The sequence below is a fragment of the Salinarimonas rosea DSM 21201 genome, assembly GCF_000429045.1.
GTDB classification, from domain to species: domain Bacteria; phylum Pseudomonadota; class Alphaproteobacteria; order Rhizobiales; family Beijerinckiaceae; genus Salinarimonas; species Salinarimonas rosea.
In genome coordinates this window covers 44,564-55,275 of record NZ_AUBC01000018.1, presented here as the reverse complement: position 1 = coordinate 55,275, position 10,712 = coordinate 44,564, and the positions used below count along the sequence as shown (strand labels likewise).

The 10,712-nt window shown below is 72.7% G+C and carries 8 protein-coding genes; 4 read left to right on the top strand and 4 right to left on the bottom strand.

Annotated features, from left to right (window positions below; translation table 11 throughout):
- Positions 1 to 43: 43 nt before the first annotated feature.
- From G407_RS0114995 to xylF, 3 genes are all read right to left on the bottom strand, one after another.
- Positions 44 to 811, bottom strand: a complete 768-nt coding sequence (locus G407_RS0114995; RefSeq protein WP_029031465.1) for an ATP-binding cassette domain-containing protein — start codon at positions 809 to 811, stop codon at positions 44 to 46.
- Positions 808 to 2,109, bottom strand: coding sequence for a sugar ABC transporter permease (locus tag G407_RS0114990; protein ID WP_029031464.1), 1,302 nt, complete (start codon positions 2,107 to 2,109; stop codon positions 808 to 810). The genes G407_RS0114995 and G407_RS0114990 overlap by 4 nt, the downstream gene beginning before the upstream one ends.
- Positions 2,110 to 2,232: 123 nt before the next feature.
- A complete protein-coding gene (gene xylF / locus G407_RS0114985) occupies positions 2,233 to 3,264 on the bottom strand; it encodes a D-xylose ABC transporter substrate-binding protein (protein WP_029031463.1) in 1,032 nt (343 codons plus the stop codon).
- Between the two features lie 224 nt (positions 3,265 to 3,488).
- Here xylF and G407_RS0114980 point away from each other — a divergent pair, with 224 nt between their 5' ends.
- Both G407_RS0114980 and G407_RS27945 read left to right on the top strand, forming a co-directional pair.
- Positions 3,489 to 4,775, top strand: a complete 1,287-nt coding sequence (locus G407_RS0114980) for an ROK family transcriptional regulator (RefSeq protein WP_043539888.1) — start codon at positions 3,489 to 3,491, stop codon at positions 4,773 to 4,775.
- Complete coding sequence (locus G407_RS27945; protein ID WP_084327555.1) at positions 4,772 to 6,499, top strand: CRTAC1 family protein; 1,728 nt, start codon at positions 4,772 to 4,774, stop codon at positions 6,497 to 6,499. Before G407_RS0114980 ends, G407_RS27945 begins: the two co-directional genes overlap by 4 nt.
- Before the next feature lie 26 nt (positions 6,500 to 6,525).
- On the opposite strand, the gene G407_RS0114970 is transcribed toward G407_RS27945, so the two are convergent.
- A complete protein-coding gene (locus tag G407_RS0114970) occupies positions 6,526 to 7,050 on the bottom strand; it encodes a disulfide bond formation protein B (RefSeq protein WP_029031461.1) in 525 nt (174 codons plus the stop codon).
- A gap of 142 nt (positions 7,051 to 7,192) precedes the next feature.
- On the opposite strand from G407_RS0114970, the gene G407_RS0114965 reads away from it, so the two are divergent.
- Both G407_RS0114965 and trpE read left to right on the top strand, forming a co-directional pair.
- A complete protein-coding gene (locus G407_RS0114965) occupies positions 7,193 to 9,097 on the top strand; it encodes a peptidylprolyl isomerase (RefSeq protein ID WP_029031460.1) in 1,905 nt (634 codons plus the stop codon).
- A complete protein-coding gene (trpE, locus tag G407_RS0114960; protein ID WP_029031459.1) occupies positions 9,097 to 10,629 on the top strand; it encodes an anthranilate synthase component I in 1,533 nt (510 codons plus the stop codon). The genes G407_RS0114965 and trpE overlap by 1 nt, the downstream gene beginning before the upstream one ends.
- The last annotated feature ends 83 nt before the right edge of the window (positions 10,630 to 10,712 follow it).

Below are 10,712 nucleotides of genomic sequence, written 5' to 3'. Positions count from 1 at the left end.
TTGCGCCGCCTCTTCGTGCCGCCTGGTCCGGTCGCTTCGTCGCTCAGGCGGCGAGATGCTCCGGGCGCTTGCCCGCGATGATCATGCCGAGCAGATCGTCCTCGGTGACGTCCGCGACCTCGACGATGCCGACCAGCGCGCCGTTCTTCATCACGGCGGCGCGGTCGCACAGCTGCTTCACCTGATGGATGTCGTGGTCGATCAGGAAGATGCCGAGCCCCTGGCGCTTGAGCTCGTCGATCAGCTCGGCCACCATCCGCGTCTCCTGCGGCCCGAGCGCCGCCGTGGGCTCGTCCATGATCAGGATCTTGGCGTTGAAGTAGACCGCCCGCGCGATGGCGACCGATTGCCTCTGGCCGCCCGACAAAGCCGAGACCGGGGCCGAGAACTTCCGGAAGTTGGGGTTGAGGCGGCCCATGATCCTGCGGGTCTCGGCCTCCATCTGCGCCTCGTCGATCATGCCGATCGCGTTCGTCAGCTCGCGGCCGAGGAAGAGGTTGGCGGAGGCGTCGAGATTGTCGGCGAGCGCGAGCGTCTGGTAGATCGTCTCGATATTGTGCCGGCGCGCGTCGCGCGGGTTGTTGATCTCGACCTTCTCGCCGTTGATCCGGATCTCGCCCGAATCCATCCGGTAGGCGCCCGAGAGGCACTTGATCAGCGTGGACTTGCCGGCACCGTTGTGGCCGAGCAGCCCCACGACCTCGCCGGGATAGAGGTCGACCGTGACCCGGTCGACCGCCTGGATGCCGCCGAAGGCGAGCGAGATGTCGCGCAGCTCGACGAGCGGCGTGCCGCGATCCGGGCTGCTCATGCCTTCCCTCCCGTGCGCTTGCGATAGAGGATGTCGACGAGGACGGCGACGACGAGCACCATGCCCACGACGATGTTCTGGAAGGGCGCGTCGACGCCCACCATCGCCATGCCGGATTGGAGCGACTGCATGATCAGCGCGCCCAGGATCGCGCCGTAGATCGTGCCGACGCCGCCGGAGAGCGCCGTGCCGCCGATCACCGCGGCGGCGATGACGCGCAGCTCGTCGAGCGTGCCGATGTCGTTCGTGTGGTTCGTCAGGCGCGCGGAGGCGACGACCGCCGAGAGCGCGCACAGGAAGCCCATCAGCGCGAAGACCTTGACCGTGAGCATGCGCGTGTTGATGCCCGACAGCTCGGCGGCGTCCGGGTTGCCGCCGGTGGCGAAGACGTAGCGGCCGAAGCGGGTCTTGCGGGAGACGACGGTCATCAGGACCGCCAGCACGATCAGCATCAGCACCGAGATCGGGATGCCGTAGCCCTGGGTAAAGCCTTCCGGAAGCACCTCGCCGCGGGCCACGAACATGCGCTCGAGCCGGCCGGAGGGGATCTGGTAGGCGACGAGGAGGGCGACGAAGCCGAAGATCGTGACCGCGATGAGCAGGCCGATCGCGCCCTCCGCCCAGAGCGGCTTCACCGGCATCTCGTGGGCGACCTTGTTGCGCCGCGAGGCGACCAGCGCCCACAGCGCCGCCACGGTGGCCACGAGGGCGAAGGCCCACGACAGCGTCTCGCCGAGCGTGCCGTTGATGCCGCCGAAGAGGAGGTAGTACTCGTTGAGCGGCCCGATCGTCTGGCCGCTCGTGAGGTACCATGCGACGTTGCGCCACACCAGCAGCCCGCCGAGCGTGACGATGAAGGCGGGAATCAGGAGATAGCCGACGAGCCAGCCCTGGAAGGCGCCGATGGCGGTGCCGGTCATCAGGCCGATCACGATCGCCAGCGCCGCCACCGTCGGGCTGTCGAGCCCCACCCCGAGGAGGTCCGGCAGGATCGCGGTCTGGGCCATCGCCATCACCGCCGAGCTGGTGGCGAGCAGCGAGCCGACCGAGAGATCGATGTGGCGCGTGACGATGATGAAGACCATGCCCGTCGCCATGATGGCCACCGAGACGGTCTGGATCGTCAGGTTGAAGATGTTGCGCGGAGTGAGGAAGCGCCCGTCGGTGATGAAGTTGAAGGCGAGGCACAGCACCACGAAGGCGCCGATCATGCCGAGCAGGCGCGTGTCGATCTCGAGCGCGGCGAAGACGCCCTTCTTCTTCTGCGTCGCGGGGGCGTGGGCGGTGGCGGCGGTCATCGGCGCGTCCTTCGCGGAGGGGCCTCTAGGTCGTCGAGGGTCGCGCCCGCGCGGCCCGGGCCGAAGGCGTCCCGCCGGAGCGGGACGCCTCGCGGGAGGCCGCGCGGTGCGTGGTGTCGCGGATCAGTTGCAGGGGGCCGGGCCGTTCTCGACGCCCTGGCAGAGCGCCTCCTGCGAGATCCAGCCGGCGTCGACGACGACGTCGAGGTTGTCCTGCGTGATCGGGACCGGCTCCAGGAACTTCGCCCACAGCGTGGTGCCGCCCGGCGAGGTCCACTGCTCGGCGCCCTCGATGTCGGACATCTCGGTGCCCTGCGCCATCGCCACCGCGATCTCGCCGGCCTCGCGGCCCAGGTCACGGGCGTCCTTCCAGACGGAGACCGTCTGCGTCCCTTTGGCGATGCGGTTGAGCGCGGCGTGGTCGCCGTCCTGTCCCGAGACCGGGACCGTGCCGTCGAGGCCCTGGGCGGTCAGCGCCGCGACCGCGCCGCCGGCGGTGCCGTCGTTGGAGGCGACGACTGCGTCGACCTCGTTGTTCTGCGCGGTGAGGATCTGCTCCATGTTGCGCTGGGCGTTGGCGGGGAGCCACTGGTCGGTGTAGGCCTCACCGACGATGGTGATGCGCCCGGCGTCGATCGCCTCCTGCAGCACCTCCTGCTGGCCGCCGCGGAGGAAGTCCGCGTTCGGATCGGTGGGCGAGCCCTTGATCATGACGTAGTTGCCCTCGGGCTGGGCCTCCAGCACCGCGCGGGCCTGCATGCGCCCGACCTCGACGTTGTCGAAGGTCAGGTAGAACGCGCGCGGGTCCTCGATCAGACGGTCGTAGCCCACGACCGGGATGCCTTCGTCCGCGGCGGCCTGCACGGCCGGGCCGATGGCCTGCGAGTCCTGCGCCAGGATGATGAGGGCGTCGACGCCCTGGGCGATCAGGCTCTCGATGTCGGAGAGCTGCTTGGCCGAGGACGACTGGGCGTCCGCCGAGACGTACTCGGCGCCGGCCTCCTCGAGCGCGGCGCGGATGGCCGCCTCGTCGGTCTTCCAGCGCTCCTCCTGGAAGTTCGACCAGCTCACGCCGACGGTGATCGGGTCCTGGGCGTGAGCGGCTCCAGCGAAGCCGACCGCGGCGACCGCGGCCATCAGTGCGAATTTGCGCATCGCGTTTCCTCCCGTAGCGCGCGACCCTTGTCGGGCCGCGTCCGGCCTTGCGCCGTGCCGCGCAGACTGTCGCGGATAATTTCAGTTGTCAAAATAAAAATGCCACTCCATCGTGCTCACCCTCAGGATAACGGGGCATGTTCTTCCCGCACTGCACAAAAATCGTTACAAACGCCCAAGACGTCACGGTTCGGGACAGGGCTTTAGTTCAGGAGCGGTAACTAATGCGCGCCGAGGCGGTCGCCGTGGGGAGCGAGGACGAGCGCCAGGGCGTCGGCCCGCTGCTGCGCCCGCTCGCCGAGGGCCAGCGGCCGCTGCGCCAGCAGGTGTTCGAGCGCATCCGCGCGGCGGGCACGCTCGCGCGGGTGCAGATCGCGAAGGACCTCGGGGTGAGCCCCGCGAGCGTCACCGCGGTCACGTCCGAGCTGATGGAGGCGGGGCTGATCGAGGAGGTCGCCGTCACCCGGGAAGGAGACGCGACGAGCCGCGGGCGCCCGCCCGTGGCGCTCGGCGTGCGGCCCGACGCGCGCCACGTCGCGGGGATCAAGATCTCCGATCGCGAGCACACGGCGGTCGTCGTCGACCTCGCGGGCCGCCTCGTCGCCTCCGCCAGCGTGACCGAGCGGCTCGGCGGCCGCAGCCTGGCCGACCTGCTCGAGGCGGCGGACGCGCTCCTCGCCCGCGTCTGCGGCGCGGCGGGCGTCGCGCGCGGCGATCTCAGCGCGGTCGGGCTCGGGGTTCCCGGCTTCGTCGACGCCGCCGCGGGCGTCGTGCACTGGTCGCCCGTGCTGCGCGATCGCGACGTGCCGCTGGCCGCCGCCGTGGCGGAGCGGCTCGGACTGCCGGTCCACGTCGACAACGACGCGAACCTGGTGGCGCTGGCCGAGCTCTGGTTCGGCGCGGGCCGCGCCCTGTCGGACTTCGCGGTCGTGACGATCGAGCACGGGGTGGGCATGGGCCTCGTGGTCAACCACCGGCTCTACCGCGGCGCGCGCGGGCTCGGCACCGAGCTCGGCCACATCAAGGTCCACCTCGACGGCGCGCTGTGCCGCTGCGGCCAGCGCGGCTGCCTCGAGGCCTACGTCGCCGACTACGCGCTGGCCCGCGAGGCGACGACGGCGCTCGACTGGAGCTATGCCGACGGGCGTCCGATGGGGGTCGTGCTCGAATCCCTGTTCGACCACGCCAAGGCCGGCAACGGGGCCGCGCGCTCGATCTTCCGGCGGGCGGGGCGCTATCTCGCGATCGGCCTCGCCAACGTCGTCAACCTGTTCGACCCCGATCTGATCATCCTCTCGGGAGAGCGCATGCGCTACGACTACCTCTACGCCGCCGACACCCTCGCCGAGCTCTCGAGCCTCGTCCTCCCGGCGAGCCGCCCGCTGCCGCCGATCGAGGTCCACGCCTGGGGCGACCTGCTCTGGGCCCACGGCGCGGCGGCGCTCGCGCTCTCGGCGGTGACGGACGCGATGCTCGGCGCCGGCGCTGCCAGGGAAGGCGCGCCGGCATGACGACCGCGACGTGCTTCGCTCCTCCCCCATCGGGGGAGGTGGATCGCCGCGCAGCGGCGAGACGGAGGGGGTGCGCCGCGAGGCGCGCTTCGGCGCAGCCGAAACCGGACGCCTCGAGCCGCGGGATCCCGCCCCCGATCCGCTGGACGGTTCGTCCCCGCCCCGAGGGGGCGGGAGCGGGGGCGGCCGTCGTCGCCCTCCTGCTCGTCCTCTTCGCCGACCCGGCGGCGGCCGCCGAGCCGCGCTTCGTCGATCGAGCGGGCGATCTCCCCGCGCCGCACGTCTACGACGGCGGCTGGGAGCACTTCGTCGGCGGCGGGGTGGCGGTGCTCGACTGCAACGGCGACGCGAAGCCCGACCTCTACGTCGCCGGCGGCGCGAACCCCGCGCGGCTCCTCGTCAACGTCACGGAGGGCCCCGGCGCGCCGATCCGCTTCGCCGAGGGGACGTCCGCGCCGACGCCCACCGGCGTCACCGGCGCCTATCCGCTCGACGTCGACGGCGACGGGACCCTCGATCTCGCGGTGCTGCGGGTCGGGCCGAACCTCCTCCTGAAGGGCGGGCCCGGCTGCGCGTTCGAGGACGCCACCGAGGCCTGGGGCTTCGACGCCGGCGACCGCTGGTCCACCGCCTTCTCGGCCACCTGGGAGGCCGGCCGCGACCGGCCGACGCTCGCCGTCGGCAACTACGTCGACCGCGCCGCTCCGGATGGCCCGTTCGAGGCCTGCGACGTCAACGAGCTGCATCGGCCCGAGGGCGGGCGCTACGGCGCGCCGATCCGGCTCGAGCCCGGCTTCTGCGCGCTCTCGATCCTGTTCTCGGACTGGCGGCGCGCCGGCGAGCCGGAGCTGCGGGTCTCGAACGACCGGCACTACTACGTGCGCGGCGGCTTCGAGCAGATGTGGCGGCTCGACCCGCTGGAGGAGCGCGTCGCCTCCGACGGCTGGCCGCGGATCTCGCTGTGGGGCATGGGCATCGCCAGCCGCGACGTCACCGGCGACGGGCTGCCGGAGGTGATGCTCACCTCGATGGGCGACCAGCTGATGAAGCTCAATCGCGGCGATGGCTGGGAGAACGCGCCCTATTCCCTCGGCACCTACGCCCAGCGCCCCTTCCTCGGCGACGACGGGCGGCCCTCGACCGGCTGGCACGCGGAGTTCGGCGACGTCGACAACGACGGGCGCGCCGACCTCTTCATCGCCAAGGGCAACGTCGACCAGATGCCCTCGAACGCCATGAAGGACCCCAACAACCTGCTCATGCAGACGCCGGACGGCAGCTTCGTCGAGCGCGCGGGGGAGGCGGGCGTCGCGACGACCGATCGCGCGCGGGGCGCTGCGTTCGCCGACCTCGACGGCGACGGGCGGCTCGACCTCGTCGTCGTCAACCGCCGCGCGCCGCTGGAGGTGTGGCAGAACGCGACGGAGGGCACCGGCGCCTGGCTCGCGGTCACCCCGCGCCAGGACGGGCCGAACGGCTTCGCGGTCGGCGCCTTCGTCGAGGTGCGCGCGCAGGGCGGGCAGGCGGTGCAGGTCCAGGAGGTCACCGTCGGCGGAGGGCACGTCGGCGGGAGGGCCGGGCCGCTGCATTTCGGCCTCGGCGATGCGCGGGCCGCGGAGATCCGGGTCGTCTGGCCCGACGGCGCGGTCTCGCCCTGGACGCCGGCGCCGCTCGGGGCCCGCATCGAGGCGTACAGGGCGGGGGAGGGGCTCGCGATCCGTTGAGCGGCCGGGAGCGTGGCGACCGTCGGTCAGATCCGACCGGCCGGGCGGCGCGCGCCCGCCGCGCTCGCGAGCGCCAGCCCGGCCAGCCCCGCCGAGATCAACGCGTTCCAGCCGGCCATCGAGAGACCCAGGAAGCGCCAGGCGGCCTCGGTGCAGGAGACGACACGCACCGTGTCGAGCTGGGCGAGGAAGTCGTTCATGGTCGCCGCCTGCGGCAGGCCCGCGCCGCCGCAGTCGGACGGGCCGGCCCAGAAGCCCCATTCGACGCCGGCGTGATAGGCGCCGAGCCCCGCCGACACCACGAAGACGAGACCGAGGACCGCGAGGAGCCCGCGGCCCACGCCCTCGCGCGGCGCGAAGGCGATCGCGAGGACGCCGAGAGGCAGGGCGATCCAGTACGGCCAGCGCTGGAGGAGGCACAGCGCACAGGGCTGGTAGCCGAGCCCGTACTGGAAGACGAGCGCCGTGGCGATCGTCGCGGCCGCGACGAGCGTGACGAGAAGCGCCACGAGACGGCGATCGCGCACGAGGGGCAGGGGCGAGGCGGTCATGATCGGGGTCGCGCTCCGGTGGGGACGGCCCGCGTCATAACCCGCGCCGGCCCGGCTTGGAAGCGGCGCGCCGCCGCGGGCGGGCTTTCGCGGAGACGTCAGATGCGCTAAGCGCTCCCTCCTGGAACACACGGGACGCCCCATGCTGCAGAACCTTCGCAATGTCGGAAAGACCTGGGTCGGCAAGGCCGTCGCCGGCGTGCTGTTCACCCTCCTGATCCTCTCCTTCGCCGTGTGGGGCATCGGCGACATCTTCCGCGGCGGGGCCTCCACCACCGTCGTGCGCGTCGGCGACACGGAGGTCGACGCACAGACCGTGCGCGACACCTACACGCGCCAGATCCGCCGGCTCTCCGCGCAGCTCGGGCAGCCGATCGGGCCGCAGGAGGCGCAGCTGTTCGGGATCGACCAGCAGGTGCTGGGCCAGATCGTCACCGAGGCGGTGCTGAACGAGCGCGCCGACACGCTCGGCCTGCGCGCCGGCGACACGCTCGTCGCCCGCTCCATCGCCGACGATCCGTCCTTCCGGGCGAACGGCCAGTTCGACCCGAACGCCTTCCGGCGCTTCCTGTCGCTCGCGGGCCTCTCCGAGCAGGCCTTCGTCGCCCAGCAGGCGCGCGAGCTCGAGCGGCGGGCGATCGTCGAGGCGGTCGGTGCGGGCCTCGACGCGCCGGTGACGGCGGAGGAGGCGTTCTGGCGCTACGAGATGGAGCGGCGCGACGCGGACTACCTCGTCCTGCCCGAGAGCCTCGCCGGCGAGATCGCCGCGCCCGACGAGGAGACGCTCGCCGCCTTCTTCGCCGAGCGCCGCGGCGAGTGGCGCGCGCCCGAGTACCGCACCGCCGAGGTGCTCGCGATCTCCCCCGAGGCGATCGCCGACCCGGATGCGGTCGACGAGGCCGCCGTGCGGGCGCGCTACGAGGCCGAAGCCGAGACCCGCTTCGGCACGCCCGAGCGCCGCGTGATCCAGCGCATTCCCTTCGCGAGCGCCGACGAGGCGGCGGAGGCGGCCGGGCGCGTGGCCGCCGGCGAGATCTCGTTCGAGGATCTCGCCGCCGAGCGCGCGGTCGCGCCCGACGTGTTCGAGCTGGGCACCCTCGCCCGCTCCGAGGTGCTCGACCCCGCCATCGCCGAGGCGGCCTTCGCGCTGGAGGAGGGCGCCGTGAGCGAGCCGGTGGACGGCCGCTTCGGGGCGGCGCTCGTGCGCGTCGCCGACGTCGTGCCGGCGGACGTACGGCCCTTCGAGGAGGTCGCGCAGGCGCTCCGCACCGAGATCGCGCTCGACCGCGCCACCGACCGCCTCCGCACCGCCTACGACGAGATCGAGGACCAGCGCGCCGCCGCGATCCCGCTCTCCGACATCGCGCAGGCACGCGGTCTCGAGCTCACCCGCATCGCGGCGATCGACAGCCGCGGCCTCGGGCCCGACGGCGCCCCGGTCGCTCTGCCCGCGCGCGAGGCGCTGCTTCCCGCCCTGTTCGAGACCGACATCGGCGTCGACAACCTCGCCATCCGCACCGAAGGCGGCGGCTACGTCTGGTACGACGTGACCGACATCGCCCCCGCGCGCGACCGCGAGCTGTCGGAGGTGCGCGAGGAGGTCGTCGCCGCATGGCGGAGCGAGCAGGTGGCCGATCTGCTCTCTGAGCGGGCGCGCGAGATCGTCGCGCGGCTCGAGGCCGGCGAGACGCTGGAGACGATCGCGCAGGAGACCGGCCTCGCGGTCGCCCAGGGTCGCGGCCTCGCCCGCGGGCAGGCGGCGGCGCCGCTCGACGAGGGCGCGGTGACGCGGCTCTTCGCCACCCGCGTCGGCGAGCCGGGCAGCGCGCCGCTCGGCGCGACCGAGCGCGTCGTCTTCCGCGTGCTGTCGGCCTCGGCGCCGGACTACATCGTCACCACGCCGCAGGCCGAGGAGATCGGCAGCCAGCTCGCGCAGTTCCTCTCCCAGGACGTGCTCGAGCAGTACCTCGCCTACCTCCAGGACGAGCTCGGCGCCGAGATCGACCGCGAGGCCTTCGAGGCGGCGGTGCGCGGAGGCGCCTTCTGATGGAGGTCGCCCCCGCCTTCGCCGAGGTCGCCGCGGCCTGGGAGGCGGGGCGGGCCTCGCTCGTCGCGACGCGGCTGGTCGCCGACCTGGAGACCCCGGTCGCGGCCTTCCTCAAGCTGCGCCGCGCGCAGGCCGGGCCGGCCTTCCTGCTCGAATCGGTCGAGGGCGGCGCCCAGCGCGGACGCTACTCGATGATCGGCGTCGCGCCGGATCTGGTCTGGCGCTGCCGCGACGGCGCCTGCGCGATCGATCGTGCCGCACTCTCGGGCGAGGGCCGCTTCGAGCCCGATCCGCGGCCGCCGCTCGAGAGCCTGCGCGCGCTCATCCACGAGAGCCGCATCCCCAAGGGCGACCGTCCGGGCGACGACCTGCCGCCGATGGCGGCTGGGCTGTTCGGCTATCTCGGCTACGACATGGTGCGCGAGATGGAGCGGCTCGGGGCGCCCAATCCCGACGCGCTCGGCGTTCCGGACGCGGTGCTCGTGCGCCCGACCGTCATGGTCGTCTTCGACGCGGTGCGCGACGAGATCAGCCTCGTCGCGCCCGTGCGCCCGCGGCCCGGCACCTCGGCGAAGGCGGCCTTCGAGAGCGCGCTCGCCCGGCTCGAGGCGGTGGTCGACGCGCTGGAGGCGCCCCTGCCCGCCGAGGCGCGCGCCGAGATCGCCGAGACCACGACGATCGACGTCGTCTCGAACACGCCGGACGAGGCGTACGAGGCGATGGTCGAGCGGGCGAAGGACTACATCCGCGCCGGCGACATCTTCCAGGTCGTCCTCTCCCAGCGCTTCGAGGCGGCCTTCCCGCTGCCGGCCTTCGCGCTCTACCGCTCGCTCCGGCGCATCAACCCGTCGCCATTCCTCTGCTATCTCGACTTCGAGGACTACCAGATCGTGGTCTCCTCGCCCGAGATCCTGGTGCGGGTGCGCGACGGCGAGGTGACCATCCGGCCGATCGCCGGCACCCGCCCGCGCGGCGCGACGCCGGCGGAGGACCGCGCGCATGCGCAGGACCTCCTGGCCGACCCGAAGGAGCGCGCCGAGCACCTGATGCTGCTCGACCTCGGGCGCAACGACGCGGGGCGCGTGTCCGAGCTCGGCTCCGTGCGCGTGACGGATTCGTTCTTCCTCGAGTACTATTCCCAGGTCATGCACATCGTCTCGAACGTGGTCGGGCGCCTCGACCCGCGCCGCGATGCGCTGGACGCTCTCGTCGCCGGCTTCCCTGCGGGGACCGTGTCGGGCGCGCCGAAGGTGCGCGCCATGGAGATCATCGACGAACTCGAGCGCGACAAGCGCGGGCCGTATGCCGGGTGCATCGGCTATTTCGGCGCCGACGGCGAGATGGACACCTGCATCGTGCTGCGCACGGCGGTGGTCAAGGACGGGCGCATGCACGTCCAGGCCGGCGCGGGCGTCGTCTACGACAGCGTCCCCGCCTCCGAGCGCGTGGAGTGCGTCAACAAGGCCAAGGCCCTCTTCCGCGCCGCCGAGGACGCGGTGCGCTTCGCCAGCCGGGCCCGGCGCGGGCAGTAGCGCGCGCTCCTCCCCGTCGCCGCTCTCCCCCTGGCCGCTCTCCACTTTGCCCGCGACGTCGCGGCGCGGAACGCCGGTCGCGC

What these genes read in the sequence shown, in the direction of transcription:
- G407_RS0114995 (WP_029031465.1), bottom strand. Translation starts at nt 811, where the DNA reads ATGAGCAGCCCGGATCGCGGCACGCCGCTCGTCGAGCTGCGCGACATC.
- G407_RS0114990 (WP_029031464.1), bottom strand. Translation starts at nt 2,109, where the DNA reads ATGACCGCCGCCACCGCCCACGCCCCCGCGACGCAGAAGAAGAAGGGC.
- xylF (WP_029031463.1), bottom strand. Translation starts at nt 3,264, where the DNA reads ATGCGCAAATTCGCACTGATGGCCGCGGTCGCCGCGGTCGGCTTCGCT.
- G407_RS0114980 (WP_043539888.1), top strand. Translation starts at nt 3,489, where the DNA reads ATGCGCGCCGAGGCGGTCGCCGTGGGGAGCGAGGACGAGCGCCAGGGC.
- G407_RS27945 (WP_084327555.1), top strand. Translation starts at nt 4,772, where the DNA reads ATGACGACCGCGACGTGCTTCGCTCCTCCCCCATCGGGGGAGGTGGAT.
- G407_RS0114970 (WP_029031461.1), bottom strand. Translation starts at nt 7,050, where the DNA reads ATGACCGCCTCGCCCCTGCCCCTCGTGCGCGATCGCCGTCTCGTGGCG.
- G407_RS0114965 (WP_029031460.1), top strand. Translation starts at nt 7,193, where the DNA reads ATGCTGCAGAACCTTCGCAATGTCGGAAAGACCTGGGTCGGCAAGGCC.
- trpE (WP_029031459.1), top strand. Translation starts at nt 9,097, where the DNA reads ATGGAGGTCGCCCCCGCCTTCGCCGAGGTCGCCGCGGCCTGGGAGGCG.